Source organism: Phenylobacterium sp. (assembly GCF_036502675.1).
Classification (GTDB): domain Bacteria; phylum Pseudomonadota; class Alphaproteobacteria; order Caulobacterales; family Caulobacteraceae; genus Phenylobacterium.
Map to the genome: position 1 here is coordinate 22,717 of NZ_DASXYF010000071.1, position 24,360 is coordinate 47,076.

Below are 24,360 nucleotides of genomic sequence, written 5' to 3' on the forward strand. Positions count from 1 at the left end.
ATGACCGAACGCACCTTCTCGATCCTCAAGCCGGACGCCACCGAGCGCAACCTGACCGGCAAGATCAACGCGCTCATCGAAGGGGCCGGCCTGCGCATCGTCGCCCAGCGCCGCATCCGCCTGACGGACGCCCAGGCCGGGAAATTCTACGAGGTGCACAAGGACCGCCCGTTCTACGGCGAGCTGGTGGCCCAGATGACGGCGCAGCCGGTGGTGGTGCAGGTGCTGGAAGGCGACAACGCCGTGGCCCGCTACCGCGAGGTGATGGGTGCGACCAACCCCGAGCAGGCCGCCGAGGGCACCATCCGCAAGCTCTACGCCAAGAATGTCGGCGAGAACTCGGTGCACGGCTCCGACAGCCTGGAGAACGCCGCGATCGAGATCGCCCAGTTCTTCACGCAAGATCAGATCGTCGGCTAAGTCCCCGCCGTCCGGCGGAGAGCCACAGGATGCAGGATCTGCGCGCCACGCCAAGGCAAGGCTTGGCGCGCAGATCTCTGATTTGCAAAACAACAGTGTTCGATCTTGCGGGATTCAGTCGTGGAGGCTCGGGGCGCTCGCCAATTCAGGCACGATGAAGGCTACAATTAGGAACGCTTTCCTGAAGTCCGCCGTTTGTCGCCCTTCTAAGGCCACGAAGGAACGGTGGTCTCCCCCTCCTCAAACGGGCCCGGCATGGGTCGGGCCGCTTCGGGAGACCTCCAGATGACCCTCAAGATCCTGTTCGCGGGCGCCGCCGCCGCCAGCCTTCTGACCGCCGTCCCCGTGCTGGCGCAATCGACCGCCTCGGCGGCGGCCAAGCCGGCGGCCTCGCCTGCGGCAAGCGCCTCGACGCCTTCGACCGCGGCTGCGCCCACCGCCCCGTCCGGGTCGGCGGCCGACACCAGCGCCTCCAGCCCCGCCCCGGCCAGCGGCGATTCCGCGACCGGCTCAAGCTCCTCCGCCGCCGATCAGAGCGCTACGGAGCCCTCGAAGGATTCCGCCGCCGCCGCGACAACCAGCTCGACCGACCCGGCCGCGACCACCGAGACCAAGAAGACCAGGAAGCATTCCAAGCATTAGGCGAGCCCTCCGCCCCGCGTCGCCAGGCGTGGGGCGGACGACCTCCAGATCCAGGCGCCAGCCCCCGGTCCGAGGATCGGAGGCTTTTTTCGTCAGCCCGCCGCCAGTTCGCCGCAGACGAAGGCGTCTTCGCCGGCCGCCAGCAGTTCCCGCAGTACGTCCTGCGCCGCATCCGGCGCGGCGATCAGCACCAGGCCCACGCCGCAGTTGAAGGTCCGGCGCAGCTCGTGCTCCGCCACCCCGCCCACCTGCTGCAGCCAGGCGAACACCGGCGGCAGGGTCCAGGCGTTCCAGTCGAACCGCGGCGAGAGCCCGGGGCGGATCGCCCGCGGCGGGTTCTCGATCAGGCCGCCGCCGGTGATGTGGGCCAGGCCCTTCAGCCGCCCGGCCTTGATCTGCGGCAGCACGCTCTTCACGTAGATCCGCGTCGGCGTCAGCAGGGCGTCGGCCAGGTCGCTTCCGGCCTGGAACGGGGCGGGCGCCTCCCAGGCCAGGCCCGAGCGCTCGACGATGCGGCGGATCAGCGAATAGCCGTTGGAGTGCGGCCCCGAGGAGGCCACGCCGATCAGCAGGTCGCCGGCCTTCTGGTCGTCCAGCCGGGGCAGCACGCGCCCGCGGTCGACCGCGCCGACCGAGAAGCCCGCCAGGTCGTAGTCGCCGTCGCCGTAGAGGCCGGGCATCTCGGCGGTCTCGCCGCCTACCAGGGCCGCGCCGGCCTGCCGGCACCCCTCCGCGATCCCGGCCACCACCGTCGCCGCGGCCTCCACGTCCAGCTTTCCCGTGGCGAAATAATCCAGGAACATCAGTGGCTCAGCGCCCTGGGCTAACAGGTCGTTGACGCACATGCCCACCAGGTCGATGCCCACGGTCCCGTGGCGGCGGGTGTCGATGGCCAGCTTCAGCTTGGTGCCCACCCCGTCGGTGGTGGTGACCAGCAGCGGGTCGTCGTAGCCCGCGGCCTTCAGGTCGAACAGCGCGCCGAAGCCGCCCAGGGAAGCCTCGGCCCCGGGCCGCCGCGTGGCCCTGGCCAGGGGCTTGATGCGCTCCACCAGGGCGTTCCCGGCGTCGATGTCGACGCCGGCTTGCGCATAGGTCAGCCCGTTCGGCCGCTCGGTCATGACGGGGGTCGTCCCTGGAAAAATTGCCGGTCCGGTGCGACCGGGCTTGCAGACTCGGGCGCACGCGGGGCTATAGCTAGCGGATGACGCCCATCACCACCACCGCCGACCTCGCGGCGTTCTGCAATCAGTTGAAAGGGCAGGAATTTGTCGCCGTGGACACCGAGTTCATGCGCGAAACGACCTATTGGCCCAAGCTCTGCCTGATCCAGGCGGCCGCCAAGAACGCCGAGGCGGTGATCGATCCGCTGGCCGAAGGCATCGACCTGGAGCCGTTCCTGGAGATCCTGCGCGACACCTCGATCCTCAAGGTGTTCCACGCCGCGCGGCAGGACGTGGAGATTTTCTACAACCTGAAGGCCGTCCCCAAGCCGCTGTTCGACACCCAGGTGGCCGGCATGGCGGCGGGCTATGGCGAGCAGATCGCCTACGACGCCCTGGTCCGCCAGATGCTGAAGATCGAGCTCGACAAGTCCAGCCGGTTCACCGACTGGGCGCGGCGGCCGCTGTCGGAGGCCCAGCTCACCTATGCGCTGGCCGACGTGACCCACCTGGCGCGGCTCTATCCCCTGCTCCGTTCGCGCCTCGACCAGGAGGGCCGTTACGCCTGGGTCGCCGACGAGATGAAGGGGCTGACCGACGATTCCAACTACGACACCGAGCCGGAGCGGGCCTGGAAGCGGCTGAAGCCGCGCCGCCACACCGCCAAGTACTTGGCGGTGTTCAAGGGCGTTGCCGCCTGGCGCGAGCGCACCGCCCAGGTTCGCGACCAGCCCCGCGGCCGCATCCTGAAGGACGAGGCCATCGACGAGATCGCCACCCAGGCGCCCGTCGACCCCGAGGCCCTGGACCGCCTGCGCTCGGTGCCCAAGGGCTTCTCCGGCTCGCGCTTCGGGCCGGAGCTGCTGGCCGCCATCCGCGAGTCCCTGAAGGACCCGGAAGCCTATGCTCCGGTGATCGAGCGCAACCGCGCCCCGGCCTCGCCGGCGGCCGGCGCCGTCGTCGAGCTCCTGAAGGTGCTGCTCAAGGCCCGGGCCGAGGACGCCGGTGTCGCCTCCAAGCTGATCGCCACCGTCTCCGACCTGGAGCTGATCGCCAATGACGACAACGCCGACACCCCGGCGCTCTGCGGCTGGCGCCGCGAGGCGTTCGGCGAGGACGCCCTGAGGCTCAAGCGCGGCGAACTGGGCCTGGTGCTGGACGGAACCCGCGTGCGCGTCGTGCAGGTGCGCCGGGCGCCGAAGGCCGCCGCGGCGGAGTAGGGGCGCCCGCGTCCGGCGATCGGAACCCCTGCGGGGTTGACCGGTCGGCCGGCTTTCGGCGGCAAACACACTTTTCAAGTGGCGGTCAACACTTCTGAGGACGGGATCTCGACGCCGGAGGCACGAAGATTCCTTCTGATTTTCATGGTCTTACGATTCCGCTGGGCTCGAAAGACGCGCCGTGGAGTGTTTACCGGCAAGTGTTGACCGGTAAACACCTCGCCGGTTCATCCGCCGCGACGCCAACTCGACAGCCTGGCGTAGGGCGGGGGTCGCGTCAAGAACAAATGAAGAACATTGATGTAGCGCGCCTGGCCGCGCCTGAAGGGCTAGCTAGGCCGTCGCCAACCAGATGACGTGGCGTGCGCCGCGCCGCCCGCCGGCAGCCCGGACGCGAACTTCGTCAACTTCGAATCCACCCTGCCTGAGCCGTCTCGTGAAGTCCGCGTTCGGCGTAGAAGACCATACGGCCAAGACGCCTTGCGGTCGCAACGCTCGCCGGGCGGCGATCAGCCCATCCTTGTCGTAAAGACGATCGTTCGCCTTGCGCGTAAGGCCTTCGGGGCCGTTGTCGACGTCGAGCAAGATGGCGTCGTATGCGCCCCGACCCAGCCTGATCATGCCGCCGACGTCGCCATCGCAGATCGTCAAGCGGGGATCGCCGACGCATTGCCCGGAAATGTGGGCCATGGGCCCGCGCGCCCAAGCGATGACCGCGGGCACAAGTTCTCCCAGCGTGATCCTGGCGTCGCGCCCGAGGCACGCCAACGCAGCGCGCAGCGTAAAGCCCATTCCAAAGCCGCCGATGAGGACATGGGGATCGCGTCGACCCTGCAGCCGCGAGCACGCCAGGGTGGCGAGCGCTTCCTCAGAGCCGCTCACACGGCTGTTCATCAGCTCGATGCCGCCCGACATGATCGAAAACTCAGCCCCGCGCCGCATGAGCCGCAGCTCGCCGCCTCCATCGGGCATGGTGGCCGTGTCGACGAGGGACCAGGGAATCATCTTGCGGCACGCCTTCTGGCGCGTCGGACAGGGTGACGCGCAGGTGAAGCATTATGAATGCGGACGGCTCGCGAGCCCAGTCCTGCGTCAGATTGCGAGCGCATGCTGACAGGATCTGGCGGCACGAGTAGATAACGTCGGGATTCCGAAGACAGGATCAGGGCGATGCGTGAACCTGCCTATGCCGCATTTTCCGCGCTCGATCCGTTCTTCGATATCGTAATGCGGGGCCTGGCGGGCCTTGTCGATGGTGATCACTACTTCGACACAATCGCTGCCGACGCGGTGTTCGAATTTCGGTATCGATTTCCGGGTTACCCGACAAAGGTCGTGGGACGTGAAGCCCTCATGGCTCTGTATTCTGGTTACGGGGAGGGGATGACGTTGCAGGGCGCGGACGCGCTCGTGGTGAACATTTCCCAGACTCCAGGCGTCGTCATCCTCGAGTATGACGTTCAGGGCAACGCCGCCGGCTCCGGCAAACTCTACGAAAACCGCTTCATTTCGGTTGTTACGATCAAAGATCGGAAGATCGTGGGTTGGCGCGATTACATGGACTCTCTGGCGGCGATGTCCGCGCTAACCTAGGACATCCGTAGAGAGGCGTCAGCAGACCGAGGGCCGCGGTCGCCTGCGAACCCGTGGCGCCGCTCAGCCCAGATGCAGCTTCAGCCGCAACACGCCGGCCAGGGTCGCCGCCCGCTTGGCGGTCTGTTCACCCAGCAGCATGTCGGCATGGTCCGGATCGGCGGCGAGAACCAGGCGGTCGCCGTCGATCCTGATCGTCGAGGCCTGCAGCAGCCGCCCGTTGCGCCCGGAGAGGTCGCAGCCGAGGCGGATGGCGGCGCCCAGGGCCCGCGCCCGCTGGCGCCGTTCGGAGCTGAGCAGGCGGGCGACCACGTTGGGCTCCGGCGTCGTGGCGGCGGTGGTGTGCCGCGAGAACAGGGCGCAGGCGAGGAACGCCCGCTCCGGATGGTTCATCCCCGCCACCGGCGCCCGCAGCACCTGCTCGAAGACCACGTCGGCCCGGTGGTCGGGGTGCAGTCGCGCGCCCAGGTCGGAGAGCCGGCAGGCGGCGGCCAGCAGGATGCCGTCCCGCGTTGCGAACACCGGGGCGAGCTTGCCGAAGGCGGGGGTCAGCCACCCCTCCAGCGCCTCGCCCAGGTCGGGCGCCAGTCCGCGCACGCTGGTCAGCGCCTCGCAGCCGGCGATCAGCGGGTCCAGGCCGCGCTCGCCCGGCGTCATGGATTCAAACAGCAGGCCCTCGCGCACCCCGTAGGCGGAGGTCACCACCCGCTGCAGGTCCAGCCGCTCGATCAGCGTCTCCAGCAGCAGGGCCGCGTAGGGCAAGGTGTCGAAGCGTTTCTTGGACAGGCCCTCGATCCGCTCCAGGGAATTCTTCGACTGGCGCGCGGCGAAGCGGGTCACGTCCAGGGCCTCGCTGCGCGTCATCTCGTAGAGGTGGGTCACATGCAGCGGATAGCCGGACATCTCCATGTGCAGCAGCGCGAGGTTGCGCCAGGCGCCGCCGACGGCGTGCAGCACCGGGCTCGCGAACCGGCCCGCGACAGGCTTGATCCGCGCCTCGATGGCCTTGCGGGTCCTGTCGAGGTCGATCGCCCGCGGCGCGCCCAGCGAGAAAGGACCCAGCGGCAGGGTGATCCCGTCGCCCGCCCGGCCGCCCGACACCCGCACCAGCTCCAGGCTGGAGCCGCCGACGTCGCCCACCACCCCCTCGGCCGAAGGCGAGCCCGCCAGCACGCCCAGGGCGCCGTAGCGGGCCTCGTCCTCGCCGGAGAGCAGGCGCACGTCGAAGCCGATCTCGGACTTGGCGCGGTGCAGGAAGGCGGGTCCGTCGGTCGCCTCGCGGACGGCGGCGGTGGCGGCGGCGAAGATCTCGCCCTCGTCCCAGCCCTGCAGCACGGCGCGGTAGCGGCGCAGCGCCGTCAGCGCTGTCTCCACCCCCTGCGGCGACAGTCGCCCGGTCTCGGGCAGGTCGCGGCCGAGGCCCGCCAGCGCCTTTTCGTTGAACACGGTCCAGATCGCCCGGCCTTCCAGCCGGTAGACCACCAGCCGGACGGAGTTGGAGCCGACGTCGATGACGGCGGCCCGGCGGCCGGCGTCGTGGACCGGGGCGCTCTCGGGGGCTCGGCTAACCGCGCGTGGCCACATGATCGATCGCGCGCGGCATGTCCTTCACCTTCTGCCCCCGTCCGGAGAGGCTTGGGTTGGTCATGAAATACTCGTGCGCGGAAAAGGCGCTCGGGTGGTCCCAGGACGGATCCCGCGTATAGCGGCCCTCGCCGTCCAGCGTCCAGCTCTGCGCCTCGTCTTTCAGGTTGGCGACCATGATCTGCTGCAGGACCTGCTGGTGCACGGTGGGGGTCTCGATAGGCGTGAGAACCTCCACCCGCCGGTCCAGGTTGCGCGGCATCCAGTCGGCCGAGGAGATGAACACCCGCGTGTCGGACGAGGGCATCGGCGAGCCGTTGGCGAAGGCCACCACGCGCGAGTGCTCCAGGAAGCGGCCGACGATGGACTTGACGCGGATGTTCTCCGACAGCCCCGGCACGCCGGGCCGCAGGCAGCAGATGCCGCGGATCACCAGGTCGATGGCCACGCCCGACTGGCTGGCCGCATAGAGGGCGTCGATCAGCACCGGGTCGACCAGCGCGTTCAGCTTGGCCCAGATGGCCGCGGGCTTGCCCAGCTTGGCGTTCTCCGCTTCGCGGGCGATGAGCTGCAGGAGGTCGCGCTTCATGGTGAGCGGCGAGAAGGAGAGCTTCTCCATGCGTCCGGGCAGCGCATAGCCGGTGATGTAGTTGAACAGCCGCGCCGAATCCCGGCCCAGCGCGGGGTCGGTGGTGAACAGCGACAGGTCCGTGTAAATTCGCGCCGTCACCGGGTGGTAGTTGCCGGTGCCGAAGTGGCAGTAGGTGCGCAGCTCGTCGCCCTCGCGGCGGACCACCATCGAGAGCTTGCCGTGGGTCTTGTACTCCACGAAGCCGAAGACCACGTGCACGCCCGCCCGCTCCAGGTCGCGGGCCCACTTCATGTTCGCCGCCTCGTCGAAGCGGGCCTTGATCTCCACCAGGGCGGTGACGTTCTTGCCGTTCTCCGCCGCCTCGATCAGCGCGGCCACGATCGGGCTGTCCGAGGAGGTGCGGTAGAGGGTCTGCTTGATCGCCAGCACGTTTGGGTCGCGGGCCGCCTGGCGCAGGAACTGCACCACCACGTCGAAGCTCTCGAACGGATGGTGGACCAGGAAGTCCTTCTCGCGGATAGCGGCGAAGCAGTCGCCGGCGTGGTCGCGGATCCGCTCGGGGAAGCGGGCCTCGAACGGCTTGAACTTCAGGTCCGCCCGGTCGGCCGGAATGAGCTGCGAGAGTTCGTCCAGGCCCAGCAGTCCGTCGATCAGGATCACGTCCTCGGGGTTGGCCCGCAGGTTGGTGATGATGAAGCTGCTGAGCTCGTCCGACATGTCGGATTCGATCTCGATCCGCACCACCGAGCCCATGCGCCGCTGCTTCAACAGCGCCTCGAACTCGCGCACCAGGTCCTCGGCCTCCTCCTCCATCTCCACGTCCGAATCGCGGATCAGCCGGAAGACGCTCTGGCTCTGCACCTCGCAGCCCGGGAACAGGTGGTCGAGGCACAGCCCCACCACGTTCTCCAGCGACAGGAAGCGCCGCTGGCTCTTGCGCCGCGAGCCGTGCGCCGGCAGCTCCCAGAACCGCGCCACCTGCGCCGGGATCGGCACCAGGGCGTAGAGCATCCGCGAATCGGACACCCGCCGCAGCTTCAGCACCAGGGAGAAGGCGAGGTTGGGGATGAACGGGAACGGATGGGCCGGGTCGATGGCCAGCGGCGTCAGCACCGGGAACAGCTGCCTCAGGAACTCGTCCTGCAGGGCGGTGCGCTCGGCGGCGGTGACCTCCTGCGGGCTCACCACCCGCAGGCCCTCGTCGGCCAGCTCCTCGCGCAGCTCGCGCCAGCGCGCCTGCTGGTCGGCCATCAGGTCGGCGGCCTCGGCGTTCAGCTTGGCGACCTGCTCGGCCGGCGCCAGGCCGTCCTGGCTCAGCACGCGGACGCCCTCGCGCACCTGCGCCTTCAGCCCGGCCACGCGGACCATGTAGAATTCGTCGAGGTTGTTGGCCGAGATGGCCAGGAAGCGCAGCCGCTCGAGCAGCGGGTGGCGCGGGTTCTTGCTTTCCTCCAGCACCCGCCGGTTGAAGGCCAGCCAGGAGATCTCCCGGTTGAAGAACCGCTCCGGCGCGCCGGCCAGCGCCTCGTTCCAGGGCAGGTTGGGCCGCGCGGCTTCCGCGGCCCGGGCAGCGGAAATGGGCGTGGCGTCGTTCATGCGGGCGGCTCCCGTGTCGCGCCCTGCGAGTCTCCGCGGGCGCTTCTCCGACCTAAGTGTTCATTCGAAAAGGTCAAGATTCCCATTATCATCTTCAAGAATCTGTCGCGCCAGCGCCCGCGAAATCGACCGTCCAGCCTCGTCCGCGGCCTCGTCCAGTCGCCTGACGATTTCGCGCGCTTGCGGGATCGACCTTTCCATCCGCCGCAGCAGGTAGGAATAGACCTCGTCCTTCGGACGAATGCTCCGCTCGCGGAACAATTTCCTCAGAACCGCCTCCAGCACCACGTCGTCCGGGTCCTCGATCAGCGCGACCGGCAGGGCGTTCAGCCGCGAGCGCAGGTCGGGCAGGGCGGCGGGCCAGGCGGCGGGCGGCACGCGGGCGGTGAGCAGCAGGCCGCCGCCCGCCCGCGCGGCCATGTTGATCAGGTGGAACAGCGCCTCGTCCGGGATCCCGCGGTCCACGTCCTCCACCAGCACGGGGCGGCCCTCGGCGGCGGAAAGGTCGGGCGCCTTGCGGTCGAGGGCGACGGCCCCGGCCGCCTCCGCCCACGCCTGCGCCAGGTGCGTCTTGCCGGCGCCCTCGGGGCCGGCCAGCACCAGCGCCCCCCCGTGCCAGGCCGGCCAGGCGTCGACCGCCGCGGCGGCCCGGGCGTTGGAGGGGCCCTCGACGAACGCCTTGCGGTCGTAGGCGGCAGGGCGTCGAAGCCTCAGCCGAAGCTGTCGCGCCATGCGCCCGGTTCCGGAAAATCGATCACTCGGGCGAATCTAGCAAGGCCGCGCGCAGCGGTCGATGCGCGGGCGCCGCTGGCGCGCCCGCGCATGTCTGATAGCTTGCCGGAACCTGTGGACGAGGAGCGCGCCGCCTGTGGCGACCCTGATCATCATCCTGATCGTCATAGCCGTGCTCGTGGTCATGGGCGCCGGGATCTACAACCGCCTGGTGGCCCTGCGGCAGTCGGCGAACCAGGCCTTCGCCGACATCGACGTGCAGCTCAGGCAGCGCCACGACCTGATCCCCAACCTGGTGGAGACGGTGAAGGGCTACGCCTCGCACGAGCGGGGCACGCTGGAGGCGGTGGTCGCCGCCCGCAACGCCGCCGTGGCCGCCCAGGGGGTCGACGACAAGGTTCAGGCCGAGAACGCGCTCTCCGGCGCGCTGCGCGGCCTGTTCGCCCTGTCCGAATCCTACCCGGACCTGAAGGCCAGCGCCAACTTCGCGGCGCTGCAGGCCGAACTCGCCAACATCGAGAACAAGCTGGCCGCCGCCCGCCGCTTCTTCAACAACGCGGTGGGCGAGTACAACGCCGCCATCCAGCAGTTCCCCGCCGTGCTGTTCGCCGGCCCGGCGGGCTTTCAGCCGCGGACCTTCTTCGACCTGGGCGAAGGCCGCGCGGCGGCGGAGGCCGCGCCCGAGGTCAGGTTCTGAGTATCCGTCCTAACCGCCGTATGGCCGGGTGATCACCTCGAGGAAATGACCGCTCGGGTCGGCGAAATAGACCCCGCGGCCGCCGTCGTGGCGGTTGATCGCGCCGGGCTGCGTGCGACCCGGATCGGCCCAGTACGGCAGGTCCCGCTCGCGGATGCGCCCGTACACCGCGTCGAATTCCGCCTCGCTGATCAGGAAGGCGTAGTGCTGCGGCTCCGGCGTGTCGTGGTGCAGGAAGTCGAGCGACACGCCGTTGTCGAGCGCGACCACGTGGAACGGCCCGAACCGCGTCGGCGCCGGCCGCCCCAGGATCTGCGCCATGAACGCCGCGGAGGCCTGCTGGTCGCGGCTGTGCACGATGGTGTGGTTGAGCTGGATGCTCATGTCCGTTCTCCACGTCGGCCGTCGACCCAACCTGAACTCACCCGGCAGGATTTCAACGTCGATCGAAGATTTGCGTCCTTCTCCCTATCTGGGAGAAGATTGACAACGGACCCATGCACGCCGTCGGCCTGAAGACCTATATCTGGAACAACAACCTGCGCTCGGCTTTCCTGCTGGCCGGGTTCCCGGTGCTGCTGGTCGGGATCGTCTTCGCGCTGGAGCTCTTGATGCTGGGCGCGGGGCTGCTGCCCTCCACCGGCTCGGCCGCCGGCGACGCGGCCTTCGCCGCCCGCCTGCTGGCCGCCTCCGCGCCGATCTCCATCCTGGTCGCGCTGGCCTGGTTCGTGGTGGCCTATTTCGCCAACACCGGCATCATCGCCATGGCCACGAGGTCGCAGCCGGTCAGCCGCGCCGAAGAGCCGGCGCTCTACAATCTGCTGGAGAACCTGGCGATCTCGCGGGGGCTGCGGACGCCGAGGCTGCAGGTCATCGAGCAGCCGGCCATGAACGCCTTCGCCAGCGGCATGAACCAGGACCAGTACACCATCACCGTCACCCGCGGCCTGCTGGACGCGCTGACGCCCCAGGAACTGGAGGCCGTGCTGGCCCACGAGCTCACCCACGTCATCAACCGCGACGTCCGCACCATGGTCATCGCCTCGGTGTTCGCCGGGATCATCAGCCTGGTCGCCCAGATCATCTACCGCTCGGTGATGTGGGGCTCCGGCGACGGGCGCAGGCGCGACCGTAGGGGCGGGGGGATGCTGTTCGTGCTGGTCGCCCTGGCGATCGCCGCGGTGGGCTATGTGCTGGCGCTGGTGATCCGCATGGCGCTGTCGCGCAGCCGCGAGTTCGTGGCCGACGCCGGCTCCGTGGAGCTCACCAAGAACCCCGACGCCATGATCTCCGCCCTGCAGAAGATCGCCGGGCGTTCCGACCTGCCGGTCCCGGAGGCGGTGCAGGGGATGTTCGTGGAAAACGTCGAGACCGGCGTGATGTCGCTGTTCGCCACCCATCCGCCGATCTCGGCGCGAATCGCGGCGCTGCAGCAGTACGCCGGCGGGCGGGTGTCGCAGGCGCCGCCGCCGGCGGTGGCGGGGGCCGTCGTCGAGGCGGGACCGTGGGGCGCGCCGGCCGACACGCCGGAGGCGCCGCAAGCCGGACCTTGGGGTTAGGAGGGCGAGCTTCCTTTCCGCCCCTGTCCCGAAGAGGAGAGCCGGTGGTGGAGGGAGCCTGGGTTCTGAGTGCGGTTGCCGCCCCCTCCGTCACGCCCTCTGCGGGGCGCGCCACCTCCCCTCTCCTCTTCGGGACGTGGGAGGAAAGAGGTTCAGGCCTTGTCGCCCGCGCGATCGCGCGAGGACATCAGCGTCCAGCCTTCCGGCCGCAGCAGCTCCACGGGCGAGAAACGGACCTTGTAGTCCATCTTCAGGCTGCCCCGCACCCAGTAGCCCAGGTAGACGTAGGGCTGGCTGGTCAGGCCGGCCTGGATGATGTGGTCCAGGATCACGAAGGAGCCCAGGCTGCGCCGGGCCAGGCCCGGGTCGTAGAAGGAATAGACCAGCGACAGCCCGTCGCTCATCAGGTCCACCAGCGCGCAGGCCACCAGGTCGCCCGGCCCGCCGTCCCGGGAGCGGCGGCGGAACTCGATGATGTGGGTGCGGACTGCGGTGTCCTCGACCATCGCCACATAGTCGGGCCAGGTCATCTCGGCCATGCCGCCGTCGGCGTGGCGGATCAGGAGGTAGCGGCGGAGCAGGTCGAACTGCTCCATGGTGGCCTCGGCCTCGACCAGGTGGCGCTCCAGGTCGTCGTTGCGGGCCAGCACCTTGCGCTCGGAGCGCGAGAAGATGTAGTCGGCCGCCGGAATCCGCGCCGAGACGCAGGCGGTGCAGGACTCGCAGGCCGGGCGGTAGGCGATGTTCTGCGACCGGCGGAAGCCCACCTGGGTGAGCGAGTCGTTGACCATCGCCCCGTCCGACAGGGGCAGGTGGGCGAAGACCTTCCGCTCGTACCGGTCCGGCAGGTACGGACACGGCGAGGGCGCGGTCAGGAAAAACCGTAGCTGCCGGGTCGGGAAGTGTTGCGTCACGGGCTTTCGTTCGCTCTCGAACCACTGCGCCTTGGCCCGATTAGGCGTCATGCGTGCCCGCCGCGCAAGGCCAGACGTCACAGGCCGTGGTCGGGGGGCAGAACCGGTGCTTCACGCAGCAGGACGATGGCGATCCGCCGGTTTCCGGGCAGGGTGGGATCGTCCGGGTAGAGCGGTTCGGAGTTGGCCTTGCCCGACACCTGGTAGATCCGGTCGGGGTCCACGCCGGCCCCTTGCAGGATCTTGCGCGAGGCGTCGGCGCGGGACGCCGACAGCTGCCAGTCGCCGTCGGCCTTCCGCCCGTTGGAGCTGGTGGAGGTGTGGCCGTAGACGCTGATCCGGTTGGGCAGCTGGTTGACCACCTTGGAGACGGCGCGCAGCAGCAGCTTCGCCCGGTCGTTCGGCTGCACCTGGCCTTCGTTGAACATCGAGCGGCCTTCCTGGTCGACGAGCTGGATGCGCAGGCCCTCCGGCGTCTCGTCGACGATGATGTTCTTGGAAAGCTCGGCCAGCTCCGGCATGTCCTGCAGCGCCTGGCGCAGGGACTGGGCGGCGGAGGCGAAGGCGGCCTCTTCCTGTTTCTGCAGCGCCTCGCGGGCGGAATCGAGGCTGGCGTCGCTGTCGGACTTGCCGGCCTCCGGGCTCTTGCCGTCGTTGGGGGTCTTCGATTCGGGGGCCTGGGCCTGGATGATCTGGGCCGAGCCGGAGCCCTTGGCCCCGTCGTCGCCGAGCGCCGTGCCGCTCAGGATGCCGCCGGAGCCGGAGGTGGTCTCCGAGACGCTGGCCGGGGCGAAGTAGTCGGCGATGCCGCGCTTCTGCTCCGGGCTCGTCGTGTTGATCAGCCACATCAGCAGGAAGAACGCCATCATCGCGGTCACGAAGTCCGCGTAGGCCACTTTCCAGGCGCCGCCGTGGTGGCCGGCGTGGCCACCCTTCTTGATGCGCTTGATGATGACGGGCCGTTCGCCTGTGGACATGGTTGATTCCGGTTAAGACTGGCGCCACGTCACCCTCGCCCTGGGGCGTTAAGATGCGGTTGCGGATCGGCGTGCGGAGAAGCGAATGAAGGCGGCGTTCATCGGCCTGGGCGTGATGGGGTTTCCCATGGCCGGGCATCTGGCGCGGATCGGCCACGCCGTGTCGGTGTTCAACCGCAGCCCGGAGAAGGCGCGCCGCTGGGCGGAGACTTACGGCGGGCCGGCGTGCGGCGCCGCCGCGGACGCCGCGGCGGGCGCCGAGGTCGCGTTCCTCTGCGTCGGCGCCGACGACGACGTGCGCGAGGTGACGGCGCAGGTCCTGCCGGCCCTGGCCGCCGGCGGGATCGTGGTCGACCACACCACCACCTCGGCGGTGGTCGCCCGCGAGATGGCGGCCCAGGCTGTGGCGACGGGCCGCAGCTTCATCGACGCCCCGGTGTCCGGCGGCCAGGCCGGCGCCGAGGCCGGCCAGCTCACCGTCATGTGCGGCGGCGATGCGTCCGCCTTCGCCCGCGTGGAGCCGGCGATCTCCGCCTTCGCCAAGGCGGTGCGCCTGATGGGCGGCCCGGGCGCGGGCCAGCTGACCAAGATGGTCAACCAGATCTGCATCGCCGGCCTGGTGCAGGGGCTGGCCGAGGGCCTGCACTTCGCCCGGCGCGCGGGCCTCGATCCGGCCGAGGTCTATGGCGCGATCTCGAAGGGGGCGGCGCAGTCCTGGCAGATGGACAACCGCTGGACGACCATGAGCGAGGGCAAGTTCGACTTCGGATTCGCGGTCGACTGGATGCGCAAGGACCTGGGCCTGGTGCTGGACGAGGCCGCCCGCAACGGCGCAGTCCTCGACGTCGCCCGCCTGGTGGACGGCTTCTACGCCGAGGTCCAGGCCATGGGCGGCCGCCGCTGGGACACCTCCAGCCTGGCCGCCCGGCTCGAGCGCAAACCCGGCTAGGTCCGGTCAGCCGCGAATCCGGACGTCGCGCTGGCTCAGCTGTCGGAGCCGCCGGTGCTGGCCAGGTAGCCGCAATGGGCCCGCCAGAGCACGAGGGCGCCGATCGCCAGGGGAGAGGACAGGAGCGCGAGGACGACTAGCATCGAAGGCAGGATGGAGGACATCGGCGTCTCGAACAAAGGAGCCAGGTTGATCTTGGCCACAAGCTAATCCGCAGATTACGAACAGATTCTTTACTTGGCTCCAGTGCGGCCGCGGGTCGCAGCGTAAAGTTGTGCACGGAGGGTTCAAAGGGGGCCGGTCAGGCCCCCAGCAGCCGGGCCGCCCGGGGCGCGAAATAGGTGATCACGCCGGCGCAGCCGGCGCGCTTGAAGGCGCCGAGGCTTTCCAGGATCGCGCGCTCCTCGTCCAGCCAGCCGTTCTGGGCGGCGGCCATCAGCATCGCGTATTCGCCGGAGACCTGGAACGCGAAGGTGGGCATGCGGAACGCCTCCACCACCCGCTGGACGATGTCGAGGCAAGGCATCCCCGGCTTGACCATCACCATGTCGGCGCCCTCGGCGATGTCGAGCGCCACCTCGCGCAGCGCCTCGTCGGAGTTGCCGGGATCCATCTGGTAGGTCTTCTTGTCGCCTGGGTTGGCCACCGAGCCGGTCCCCAGCTTCCCCGACCCGATCGCCTCCCGGTAGGGGCCGTAGAAGGCCGAGGCGTACTTGGCGGCGTAGGACATGATCATCACGTCCGGCTTGCCCGCCGCCTCCAGCGCCCGGCGCAGCGCCCCGCAGCGCCCGTCCATCATGTCGGAGGGGGCCAGGATGTCGCAGCCGGCCTCGGCCTGCATCAGCCCCTGGGCCACCAGCACCTCGATCGTCGGGTCGTTGAGGATCCGGCCGCCCTCGATCAGCCCGTCGTGGCCGTGGTCGGTGAAGGGGTCGAGGGCCACGTCGCACATCACCCCGACCTCCGGGGCGGCGTCCTTCATCGCCGCCACGGCCCGCGCCACCAGTCCGCGGGAATCGACGGCCAGCGAGCCGCGGGCGTCCTTCTGCGCCCCGTCGATATGCGGGAAGACGGCGATGGCGGGGATCCCCAGCTTGCGCGCCTCCCTGGCGGCGGCGGCGCATTCCTTGACCGACAGCCGCGCCGCGCCCGGCATGGCGGCCACCGGAACCCGGCCATCGCCGTCGTGGACCACCAGCGCCCAGATCAGGTCGGCGGGCGTCAGCACGCTCTCGCGCACCAGGCGGCGCACCCACTCCGCCTGGCGCAGGCGGCGCAGGCGCAGGGCCGGGTAGGCGGCGAGGGGCGGGTTGCTCATCGGGCCGCTGTCGCGCATCCCCGGGACGGAGGCAAGCCGCCTTTCACGCGCCTTCCGCCGCGCGAGCTTTCCCCCGAGCCCCTTCCACCGCTAGGTTGCCCGCATGGACTTCGACCTCACCGAGGATCAGCGCGCGATCGAGGACGCGGCGCGGGCGTTCGCCACGGCGGAGCTTGCGCCCCATTCCGCGCGCTGGGACGCCGAAAAGCATTTCCCCGTCGACGTGCTGCGCAAGGCCGCCGGCCTGGGCTTCGCCGGCCTCTACGTGGCCGACGACGTGGGCGGCTCGGGCCTCACCCGGCTGGACGCCTCCATCGTCTTCGAGCAGCTGTCCTACGGCGACGTCGCGGTCTCGGCCTTCCTGTCGATCCACAACATGGTCTGCTGGATGATCGACCGCTTCGGCGGCCAGGAGCTGCGCCAGGGCTACCTGCCCGGGCTGACGTCCATGGAGCTGATCGGCAGCTACTGCCTCACTGAACCCGGCGCGGGGTCGGACGCCGCCTCGCTCGCCACCTCGGCGCGCCTCGACGGCGACCACTATGTGCTGAACGGCTCGAAGGCCTTCATCTCCGGGGCGGGGACCTCGGACGTCTACATCGTCATGGCCCGCACCGGCGGGCCCGGCCCCAAGGGCGTCTCGGCCATCCTGGTGGAGAAAGGGACGCCCGGCCTGTCCTTCGGGGCGCAGGAGAAGAAGATGGGCTGGAACGCCCAGCCCACCGCCATGGTCAATTTCGACGACTGCCGGGTCCCCGCGGCGAATCGAGTCGGCGGGGACGGGGAGGGCTTCCGGATCGCCATGGCCGGCCTCGACGGCGGCCGGGTCAACATCGCCTCCTGCTCGCTGGGCGGCGCGCAGCTCGCCCTGGATTCAGCCCGGAGCCACCTGCAGACCCGCAAGCAGTTCGGCAGCCCGCTCGCCGATTTCCAGGGCCTGCAGTGGCGCCTGGCGGACATGGCCACCGAGCTGGAGGCCGCCCGGCTGATGGTGCGCCGGGCCGCCCACGCGCTGGACACGCGCAATCCCAGGGCGACGGAATTCTGCGCCATGGCCAAGCGCTTCGCCACCGACGCTGGTTTCGATGTGGCCAACCAGGCCCTGCAGCTGCACGGCGGCTACGGCTACCTGCAGGATTACCCGCTGGAGCGCATCGTGCGCGACCTGCGCGTCCACCAGATCCTCGAGGGCGCCAACGAGATCATGCGGGTGATCGTCGCCCGCGAGATGCTGCGGCAATAGGCCGGGGCCGGAGCGTGAGGCCGGGGCCGGAGCGTGACAGCCGGAAGTGGAAGCCGGTTCCGGCGACCATCACGCTCTGTTTCAAAGACTTGCCGAGCATGTTGGGTTCGAAGAGAACCCAACATGCTCTGGCCATTCGCGCGGCGCGTACCTACGTGCTTCCGCTGAGTGGACAATGTAAAGTGACGATGTAAAAAGCTCCGCGTTCGCGCAGGGGGCGCCAGGCGGATGCGAAATTATCCGGCATCCGGTGGGAGTTGGAGTCGATGGATTACAGCGAGGCATTCCGCGAGGCGCTGGACAAGGTCCACGCCGAGGGTCGCTACCGGGTCTTCGCCGACCTGAAGCGGCATTGCGGCAGCTTTCCGGGCGCGACCTGGACGCGTCCGGACGGGACCGAGCAGGACGTCGTGGTCTGGTGCTCCAACGACTACCTGGGCCAGGGCGAGAACCCGGTCGTCACCGACGCTATGAAGCGGGCGATCGACGAGGCCGGCGCGGGCTCCGGCGGCACCCGCAACATCGCCGGCACCACCCACTATCACGTAGAGCTGGAGGCCGAGCTCGCCGACCTGCACGGCAAGCAGGCCGCGCTGCTGTTCACCTCGGGCTATGTGTCCAATGAGGCGTCGCTTTCGACCCTCTACCGCATCCTGCCCGGCCTCATCGTTTTCTCCGACGCCCTGAACCACAACTCGATGATCTCCGGCATCCGCACCGGCGGCCGGGAGCAGCGGCGGGTGTTCCGCCACAACGACCTCGCCCATTTGGAAGAGCTGCTGGCCGCCGCCGACCGCGCCGCGCCCAAGCTGATCGCCTTGGAAAGCGTCTACTCCATGGACGGCGACATCGCCGACCTGCGGGGGACCGTCGCCCTGGCCAAGACATACGGCGCGATGACCTACCTCGACGAGGTGCACGCGGTGGGTATGTACGGCCCGCGCGGCGGCGGCGTCGCCGAGCGTGACGGCGTCATGGGCGAGATCGACATCATCGAAGGCACGCTGGCCAAGGCGTTCGGGGTGATGGGCGGCTACATCGCCGCCGACGCGATGATCGTCGACGCGATCCGCAGCTACGCCGACGGCTTCATCTTCACCACCTCGATCCCGCCGGCCCTGGCCGCCGGCGCGCTGGCCTCGATCCGCTGGCTGAAGGAGCACGACGAGGTGCGGCGGGTCCACCAGGAGCGCGCCGCCACCTTGAAGGCCCGGCTGCGCAAGGCGGGCCTGCCGGTGCTGGAAAGCTCGGTCAGCCACATCGTGCCGGTGGCGGTGGGCGACCCCGTCCACTGCAAGATGATCTCCGACATCCTGCTGTCGGACTTCGGGGTCTACGTGCAGCCGATCAACTACCCCACCGTGCCCCGCGGCACGGAGCGCCTGCGCTTCACGCCCGGCCCGGCCCACACCGACGCCATGATGGACCACCTTGTCCAGGCGCTCGAAACGCTCTGGACCCACTGCAACATCAAGCGCGTCGGCGGCGTGGCGGCTTAGGTTCCGCGCCTACTTCCGGCGCACCCCGCGGCCCAGGCCGATCTGCTTGGCGAAGTCGGACCGTCGCGCGGCGTAGGCCGGCGCCACCATCGGGTAGTCGGGCGGCAGGCCCCAGCGGCGGCGGTATTCGTCCGGGGTCATGTCGTAGCGCGAGCGCAGGTAGCGCTTCAGCATCTTGAGCTTCTTCCCGTCCTCCAGGCAGACGATGAAGTCGTGCTGCACCGACTTGCTGATCGGCACCGCGGCCTTAGGACGTTCCTCCGGGGACGCCGCCGCCTCGCGCGTCAGCCCTTCCAGCGCCTGGTGCACTGCGCGGATGACCTCGGACACCGCGTCCACCGAGACGTTGTTGCGGCTGACGTAGGCGGCCACGATGTCCGCGCCCAGCCGCATGAGGTCTTCCCCGGTGGGTGCTTCCGCGCCTGGTGCGTTGCTCATGCAATTCCCCTTCGGCCTGACCCGACCCGACCGGGTCGCCGCCGGCGGTCCGCGCCTTCGGACTGCACAATGAGCTGACGCCATGATTGTTCCCGCCGATCACCGCCATCGCCGCGCGGCGGTTGGATTGCAGGGCCGTACGGGCTAGTAAGCGCGGCATACCCGCCGCCCCACGCTCGAAAGGCTTCGCCCGTGACCGTCCATGTCCAAGCCCCGTCTTCCGCCGACGCCTTCTTCGGCGGCGGCGTCGCCGAATCCGACCCCGAGGTCGCCGCGGTCCTCGGCGGCGAGCTGAAGCGCCAGCAGGACCAGATCGAGCTGATCGCCTCGGAGAACATCGTCTCCCGCGCGGTGCTGGAGGCGCAGGGCTCGGTGCTCACCAACAAGTACGCCGAGGGTTATCCGGGCAAGCGCTACTATGGCGGCTGCGATGTGGTGGACGAGGCCGAACGCCTGGCGATCGAGCGGGCCAAGGCGCTGTTCGGCTGCGAATACGCCAACGTCCAGCCGCACTCCGGCAGCCAGGCCAACCAGGCGGTGTTCATGGCCACCATGACGCCGGGCGACACCTTCATGGGCATGAACCTGGACCACGGCGGCCACCTGACGCACGGCAAGAGCGTCAACCAGTCCGGCAAGTGGTTCCGCCCGGTGGCCTACGGCGTGCGCACCCAGGACCACCTGATCGACTACGACGAGGCCGCGGCCGTCGCCCGGGCCGAGCAGCCGAAGGTGATCATCGCCGGCGGCTCGGCCTATTCGCGGGCTATCGACTTCGCGCGCTTCCGGGCGATCGCCGACGAGGTGGGCGCGCTGCTGATGTGCGACGTGGCCCACTATGCGGGCCTGATCGTGGCGGGCGAGTACCCGAACCCGTTCCCGCACGCCCACATCGTCACCACCACCACCCACAAGACCCTGCGCGGACCCCGGGGCGGCATGGTGATGACCAACGACAAGAAGCTGGCCCGCAAGATCGACAGCGCGGTCTTCCCCGGCCTTCAGGGCGGCCCGCTGATGCACGTCATCGCCGCCAAGGCCGTGGCCTTCGGCGAGGCGCTGCGGCCGGAGTTCAAGATCTACGCCCGGCAGGTGATCGAGAACGCGCGCGCCCTGGCCGACAGCCTGCAGCAGGCGGGATTCAAGATCGTCTCCAACGGCACCGACAGCCACCTGATGCTGGTGGACCTCACGCCCAAGAACGTCAGCGGCGCCGTGGCCGAGGTCGCCCTGGAGCGGGCCGGGATCACCACCAACAAGAACGCCATCCCCGGCGATCCCCTGCCGCCGATGCAGACCTCCGGCCTGCGCGTGGGCTCGCCCGCCGGCACCACCCGCGGCTTCGGCCCGGCGGAGTTCCGCCAGGTCGGCAAGTGGATCGGCGAGGTGCTGGACGCGGTGTCGACCGGCGACGAGTCCGGCGCCGTCGAGGCAAAGGTCCGCGACGAGGTGCTGGCGCTGACGAAACGCTTTCCCATCTACTCCTAATAGGGAATGGTGGGCGGCGAAGGACTAGATCATGCGCTGCCCATTCTGCGGACACCTCGAAAGCCAGGTGAAGGACAGCCGGCCGTCGGAAGACGGGGCGGCCATCCGCCGCCGCCGCCTGTGCCCGGAGTGCGGCGGCCGCTTCACCACCTTCGAGCGGGTGCAGCTGCGCGAGCTGACCATTCTCAAGCGTTCGGGGCGCCGCGCGCCCTTCGACCGCGAGAAGCTGGTCCGTTCCGTTTCCATCGCCATGCGCAAGCGGCCGGTGGACCCGGAGCGCATCGAGCGCATGGTCAACGCCATCACCCGCCAGCTCGAGAGCCTGGGCGAGACCGAACTGCCCAGCCATGTGATCGGCGAGCTGGTGATGAAGGCGCTGAAGGCCCTCGATGACGTGGCCTATGTCCGCTACGCCTCGGTCTACCGCGACTTCCGCCAGACCCGCGACTTCGCCCAGTTCCTGGAAGGCGAGGGGCTCGGCGAGGCCGAGGATGAGCACTAGCCTTCCTCCCTCTCGCGGGGAGGGAACGGGATGATCACCCTCAAGCTCGCCTCCTCGCTCGACGGCCGCATCGCCACCGCGGCCGGCGAGAGCCGCTGGATCACCGGGCCGCAGGCGCGCGAGGCGGTGCACCGGCTGCGCGCGGCCCATGACGCCGTGCTCGTGGGCGTGGAGACCGCGCTGGCCGACGATCCCGAGCTCACCGTGCGCACCCCGGGCTTCTCCGGCCGCCAGCCCGCGCGGGTGGTGCTGGACAGCCGCCAGCGCCTGGCCGACGGCTGCAAGCTGGTCGCCGGCGCGCGCGAGATCCCCACCTACGTCGTGGCGACGACCCCGCCCGAGCCGCGGCTCGTCCAGGCGGGCGTCCGGGTGCTGACCGTTCCCGCGCTCGGCGAGGACCGGCCGGAGCTGAAGTCCGTGGCGGCGGCCCTGGCGGCGGAGGGGCTGGACAGCCTGCTGGTCGAGGGCGGCGGCCAGGTGGCGGCCAGCTTCCTGCGCTGCGGCCTCGTGGACGCCATCGAGTGGTTCCGTGCGCCCATGGTCATCGGCGGGGAGGGCCGTCCCGCCGTCGGCGCCCTGGCGCTCACGGCGCTGTCCGCCGCCCCGCGCTTCCGCAGGATTGACGTGAGCCTCCTGGGCGACGACCTGTGGGAGCGCTACCGGAGGGTCTGAATGTTCACCGGCATCGTCACCGACCTGGGCCGCGTCCGCGCGGTCCGCGACACCGACCGCGACCGCCGCTTCGAGATCGAGACGGCCTTCGACACGGCGGCCATGGACCTGGGCGCCTCGGTGAGCCACGCTGGCTGCTGCCTGACGGTGGTCGACAAGGGGCCGGGCTGGATCGCCGTCGAGGTGTCCGGCGAGACCCTTTCCATGACCACCCTCGGCGACTGGACGCAGGGCCGGCGCATCAACCTGGAGCGCGCCGCGCGCCTGGGCGACGAGCTGGGCGGCCACATCGTCTCCGGCCATGTGGACGGGGTGGGGGAGGTCGTCTCCGTCACGCCCGAGGGCGGCTCGCACCGCGTCCGGGTGCGTGCGCCGCGGCCGCTGCACCGCTACATCGCCCCCAAGGGCTCCATCGCGGTGGAGGGCGTCTCGCTGACGGTCAACGAGGTCGAGGACGAGGTCTTCGGCGTCAACGTCATCCCTCACACCTGGGAGGTGACCACCCTGGGCGGCCTGGCGCCGGGCTCCCGGGTGAACCTGGAGATCGATATGCTGGCGCGCTATCTCGCCCGCTGGCGCGAAACCGCCTAAAGCACGCGGCGAGACCACCGAACATCCCGGGACCCCATCATGGCCGACGCCAAGCTCCGCATCCTGATCGTCGAGGCGCGGTTCTATTCCGACCTCGCCGACGCCCTGCTGGAAGGCGCGACCCAGGCCCTCGACGCCTTCGAGGCGAGCTATGACGTGGTCAGCGTGCCCGGCGCCCTGGAGATCCCGCCCGCCATCGCCCTGGCTGACGACGCGGCCCGCAACGCCGCCGGCGTCGCCTACGACGGCTTCGTGGCCCTGGGCACGGTGGTGCGCGGCGAGACCTACCACTTCGAGATCGTCTCCAACGAATCGGCCCGCGGGCTGATGGACCTGGCCACCCGCCGCAACCTGGCTATCGGCAACGGCGTCCTCACCACCGAGGACGGCCCGCAGGCCTGGGCCAGGGCCCGCGCCAGCGAGGGCGACAAGGGGGGCGGGGCGGCCCGCGCCTGCCTGGACCTGATCGGCCTGAAGCATCGCCTCGCCGGTCCCGCCCGATGACCGCCACCACCCCACGCCAGGCCCGCTCCGTCGCCAGGCTGGCGGCCGTCCAGGCGCTCTACCAGATGGAGGCGGCCAGCGCCGGGGTGGAGGCGGTGATCCGCGAGTTCACCGAGCACCGCTTCGACCGCGACATCGAGGGCTCCACCCTGGCCCAGGCCGACGAGGCCTTCTTCGGCGAGCTGGTGCGCGGCGTCGTCGCCAGCCAGGGCGAGGTGGACCGCGCGGTGGTCAGGCGGCTGGCCTCGGGCTGGCGGCTGGAGCGGCTGGACGCCACCGTCCGCGCGATCCTGCGGGCCGGCGCCTTCGAGCTCGCCCACCGCGCCGACGTGCCCACCGAAGTGGTGATCGACGAGTATGTGGAGCTGGCCAAGTCCTTCTTCGAAGGCCCCGAGCCCGGCTTCGTCAACGGGGCGCTGGACGCCGTGGCGCAGGATGTCCGACCCGGATGAATTCGAACAGATCGCCAGGCTCTACCGCCCGCTGACGCGCGGCGCGCCCGAGGCGCTGGACCTGCTGGACGACGCGGCCGTCGTGCCGTCGCGGCCGGGGATGGACCTCGTCCTCACCAAGGATGCGCTGGTGGAGGGCGTGCATTTCCTGGCCGGCACGTCGCCGGGCCTGATCGCGCGCAAGCTCGTGCGGGTGAACCTCTCCGACCTGGCGGCCAAGGCCGCCGAGCCCTACGGCTACCTGCTGGCCACGTCCTGGCCGGCCTCCTTCGGCTGGCCGGAACGCCAGGCCTTCGCCGAAGGCCTGCGCCAGGACGGCGAGGCTTTCGGCCTGACCCTGCTGGGCGGCGACACCACCTCGACGCCGGGGCCGCTGACCCTGTCGCTGACGATGCTGGGCTGGACGCCGGCGGGGCGGATGGTCCGCCGGGCCGGCGCGCGGGCGGGCGACCTGCTGATGGTCTCGGGAACCATCGGCGACGGGGCGCTGGGCCTCGCCGCGGCGCGGGGCGACCCGCCCGATCCGGACGGGTTCCTGCTGGCGCGCTACACCCTGCCGCAGCCACGCCTTGACCTGCGCGACGCCCTGCGCGCCCGCGCCACCGCCGCCTGCGACGTCTCCGACGGCCTGGTCGCCGACGCCGGCCATATCGGCCGGGCGAGCGGCGTGGCGCTGGCCATCGACCTGGACCGCCTGCCGCTGTCGCCGGCCGCCGGCCGCTGGCTCGACGCCCAGCCGGACCGCGCCCGGGCGCTCGTGCGGCTCGCCACCGGCGGCGACGACTACGAGGTGGTCTGCACCGGCCCGACGCCGATCGCCGGCCTGACGGTCATCGGCGAAGCGAGGGCGGGGGCGGGCGTCGAGGTCCGGGCCGGCGGCCGCCTGACGGACCCCGGCCCCGGCGGCTGGCGGCATCGCTAGGGTCGGAGCGTGACGGCGCTTCCGACAACCACGTCAGGCTGTCACGCCAGGCCCTGCCGCCGGGAATGAACGGCTTGGAAACCATCCCGGCGTAAC

General features: G+C 70.1%; 27 protein-coding genes. 16 read left to right on the forward strand and 11 right to left on the reverse strand.

The window, feature by feature from the left end; translation table 11 throughout:
- Positions 1–420, forward strand: a complete 420-nt coding sequence (gene ndk / locus VGL30_RS08325; protein WP_331538769.1) for a nucleoside-diphosphate kinase — start codon at positions 1–3, stop codon at positions 418–420.
- Positions 421–705: 285 nt separating this feature from the next.
- Complete coding sequence (locus tag VGL30_RS08330) at positions 706–1,062, forward strand: hypothetical protein (protein ID WP_331538771.1); 357 nt, start codon at positions 706–708, stop codon at positions 1,060–1,062.
- A gap of 92 nt (positions 1,063–1,154) precedes the next feature.
- On the opposite strand, the gene purM is transcribed toward VGL30_RS08330, so the two are convergent.
- The gene (gene purM / locus VGL30_RS08335; RefSeq protein ID WP_331538773.1) at positions 1,155–2,180 is read right to left on the reverse strand and encodes a phosphoribosylformylglycinamidine cyclo-ligase; all 1,026 of its coding nucleotides are present in this window, start codon (positions 2,178–2,180) and stop codon (positions 1,155–1,157) included.
- 83 nt (positions 2,181–2,263) lie between these two features.
- Between purM and rnd the strand changes: the two genes are divergently transcribed.
- Positions 2,264–3,442 (forward strand): ribonuclease D, encoded by a 1,179-nt coding sequence (gene rnd, locus VGL30_RS08340; protein WP_331538775.1) that lies wholly within the window; start codon positions 2,264–2,266, stop codon positions 3,440–3,442.
- 333 nt (positions 3,443–3,775) lie between these two features.
- Here the strand turns inward: rnd and VGL30_RS08345 are convergent, their stop codons facing one another.
- Positions 3,776–4,447 carry a spermidine synthase gene (locus VGL30_RS08345; RefSeq protein WP_331538777.1) on the reverse strand — a complete coding sequence of 224 codons (672 nt, stop codon included), beginning with the start codon at positions 4,445–4,447 and terminating at the stop codon, positions 3,776–3,778.
- Positions 4,448–4,612: 165 nt separating this feature from the next.
- Here VGL30_RS08345 and VGL30_RS08350 point away from each other — a divergent pair, with 165 nt between their 5' ends.
- On the forward strand, positions 4,613–5,035 hold the full coding sequence (locus VGL30_RS08350) for a nuclear transport factor 2 family protein (protein ID WP_331538779.1): 423 nt from the start codon (positions 4,613–4,615) through the stop codon (positions 5,033–5,035).
- Positions 5,036–5,098: 63 nt separating this feature from the next.
- On the opposite strand, the gene VGL30_RS08355 is transcribed toward VGL30_RS08350, so the two are convergent.
- Genes VGL30_RS08355 through VGL30_RS08365 form a run of 3 tightly spaced genes read right to left on the reverse strand, consistent with a single transcriptional unit; the run spans position 5,099 to position 9,539 of the window.
- A complete protein-coding gene (locus tag VGL30_RS08355) occupies positions 5,099–6,619 on the reverse strand; it encodes a Ppx/GppA phosphatase family protein (RefSeq protein WP_331538782.1) in 1,521 nt (506 codons plus the stop codon).
- Positions 6,600–8,807, reverse strand: coding sequence for an RNA degradosome polyphosphate kinase (locus VGL30_RS08360; RefSeq protein ID WP_331538784.1), 2,208 nt, complete (start codon positions 8,805–8,807; stop codon positions 6,600–6,602). The genes VGL30_RS08355 and VGL30_RS08360 overlap by 20 nt, the downstream gene beginning before the upstream one ends.
- Positions 8,808–8,867: 60 nt before the next feature.
- Positions 8,868–9,539: a chromosomal replication initiator DnaA gene (locus tag VGL30_RS08365; RefSeq protein ID WP_331538786.1), complete on the reverse strand. Its 672-nt coding sequence runs from the start codon at positions 9,537–9,539 to the stop codon at positions 8,868–8,870.
- A 136-nt stretch (positions 9,540–9,675) separates the two neighbouring features.
- Between VGL30_RS08365 and VGL30_RS08370 the strand changes: the two genes are divergently transcribed.
- Complete coding sequence (locus VGL30_RS08370; RefSeq protein WP_331538788.1) at positions 9,676–10,236, forward strand: LemA family protein; 561 nt, start codon at positions 9,676–9,678, stop codon at positions 10,234–10,236.
- A 9-nt stretch (positions 10,237–10,245) separates the two neighbouring features.
- Here the strand turns inward: VGL30_RS08370 and VGL30_RS08375 are convergent, their stop codons facing one another.
- Positions 10,246–10,620, reverse strand: a complete 375-nt coding sequence (locus tag VGL30_RS08375; RefSeq protein ID WP_331538790.1) for a VOC family protein — start codon at positions 10,618–10,620, stop codon at positions 10,246–10,248.
- Positions 10,621–10,733: 113 nt separating this feature from the next.
- On the opposite strand from VGL30_RS08375, the gene VGL30_RS08380 reads away from it, so the two are divergent.
- Positions 10,734–11,795, forward strand: a complete 1,062-nt coding sequence (locus VGL30_RS08380; protein ID WP_331538792.1) for a M48 family metallopeptidase — start codon at positions 10,734–10,736, stop codon at positions 11,793–11,795.
- 152 nt (positions 11,796–11,947) lie between these two features.
- Here VGL30_RS08380 and VGL30_RS08385 read toward each other — a convergent pair whose 3' ends face one another.
- Together VGL30_RS08385 and VGL30_RS08390 are read right to left on the reverse strand one after the other, a co-directional pair.
- Positions 11,948–12,709: an arginyltransferase gene (locus VGL30_RS08385; RefSeq protein ID WP_331538847.1), complete on the reverse strand. Its 762-nt coding sequence runs from the start codon at positions 12,707–12,709 to the stop codon at positions 11,948–11,950.
- A gap of 77 nt (positions 12,710–12,786) precedes the next feature.
- Positions 12,787–13,686 carry a flagellar motor protein MotB gene (locus VGL30_RS08390; protein ID WP_331538794.1) on the reverse strand — a complete coding sequence of 300 codons (900 nt, stop codon included), beginning with the start codon at positions 13,684–13,686 and terminating at the stop codon, positions 12,787–12,789.
- 85 nt (positions 13,687–13,771) lie between these two features.
- On the opposite strand from VGL30_RS08390, the gene VGL30_RS08395 reads away from it, so the two are divergent.
- Positions 13,772–14,635: an NAD(P)-dependent oxidoreductase gene (locus VGL30_RS08395; protein WP_331538796.1), complete on the forward strand. Its 864-nt coding sequence runs from the start codon at positions 13,772–13,774 to the stop codon at positions 14,633–14,635.
- Positions 14,636–14,670: 35 nt separating this feature from the next.
- Here VGL30_RS08395 and VGL30_RS08400 read toward each other — a convergent pair whose 3' ends face one another.
- A complete protein-coding gene (locus VGL30_RS08400; protein ID WP_331538798.1) occupies positions 14,671–14,838 on the reverse strand; it encodes a hypothetical protein in 168 nt (55 codons plus the stop codon).
- Positions 14,839–14,936: 98 nt separating this feature from the next.
- A complete protein-coding gene (gene hemB / locus VGL30_RS08405) occupies positions 14,937–15,953 on the reverse strand; it encodes a porphobilinogen synthase (RefSeq protein ID WP_331538800.1) in 1,017 nt (338 codons plus the stop codon).
- Between the two features lie 103 nt (positions 15,954–16,056).
- Between hemB and VGL30_RS08410 the strand changes: the two genes are divergently transcribed.
- Positions 16,057–17,196, forward strand: a complete 1,140-nt coding sequence (locus VGL30_RS08410; protein ID WP_331538802.1) for an isobutyryl-CoA dehydrogenase — start codon at positions 16,057–16,059, stop codon at positions 17,194–17,196.
- A 266-nt stretch (positions 17,197–17,462) separates the two neighbouring features.
- A complete protein-coding gene (hemA, locus tag VGL30_RS08415; protein WP_331538805.1) occupies positions 17,463–18,695 on the forward strand; it encodes a 5-aminolevulinate synthase in 1,233 nt (410 codons plus the stop codon).
- A 9-nt stretch (positions 18,696–18,704) separates the two neighbouring features.
- Here hemA and VGL30_RS08420 read toward each other — a convergent pair whose 3' ends face one another.
- Positions 18,705–19,133: a MucR family transcriptional regulator gene (locus VGL30_RS08420; protein ID WP_331538808.1), complete on the reverse strand. Its 429-nt coding sequence runs from the start codon at positions 19,131–19,133 to the stop codon at positions 18,705–18,707.
- Between the two features lie 192 nt (positions 19,134–19,325).
- On the opposite strand from VGL30_RS08420, the gene glyA reads away from it, so the two are divergent.
- The 7 genes from glyA to thiL are packed head-to-tail and all read left to right on the forward strand — an operon-like array spanning position 19,326 to position 24,264.
- Positions 19,326–20,621 (forward strand): serine hydroxymethyltransferase, encoded by a 1,296-nt coding sequence (gene glyA, locus VGL30_RS08425; protein ID WP_331538810.1) that lies wholly within the window; start codon positions 19,326–19,328, stop codon positions 20,619–20,621.
- 31 nt (positions 20,622–20,652) lie between these two features.
- Positions 20,653–21,123, forward strand: coding sequence for a transcriptional regulator NrdR (gene nrdR, locus VGL30_RS08430; RefSeq protein ID WP_331538813.1), 471 nt, complete (start codon positions 20,653–20,655; stop codon positions 21,121–21,123).
- A gap of 30 nt (positions 21,124–21,153) precedes the next feature.
- Positions 21,154–21,795 carry a RibD family protein gene (locus tag VGL30_RS08435; protein ID WP_331538815.1) on the forward strand — a complete coding sequence of 214 codons (642 nt, stop codon included), beginning with the start codon at positions 21,154–21,156 and terminating at the stop codon, positions 21,793–21,795.
- Entirely contained in the window at positions 21,796–22,386 is a 591-nt protein-coding gene (locus VGL30_RS08440) for a riboflavin synthase (protein WP_331538817.1), read from the forward strand. It begins immediately after the preceding gene.
- Between the two features lie 39 nt (positions 22,387–22,425).
- Entirely contained in the window at positions 22,426–22,890 is a 465-nt protein-coding gene (ribH, locus tag VGL30_RS08445; RefSeq protein ID WP_331538819.1) for a 6,7-dimethyl-8-ribityllumazine synthase, read from the forward strand.
- Complete coding sequence (gene nusB, locus VGL30_RS08450) at positions 22,887–23,342, forward strand: transcription antitermination factor NusB (RefSeq protein ID WP_331538821.1); 456 nt, start codon at positions 22,887–22,889, stop codon at positions 23,340–23,342. Before ribH ends, nusB begins: the two co-directional genes overlap by 4 nt.
- Entirely contained in the window at positions 23,326–24,264 is a 939-nt protein-coding gene (gene thiL / locus VGL30_RS08455) for a thiamine-phosphate kinase (RefSeq protein WP_331538823.1), read from the forward strand. Before nusB ends, thiL begins: the two co-directional genes overlap by 17 nt.
- The last annotated feature ends 96 nt before the right edge of the window (positions 24,265–24,360 follow it).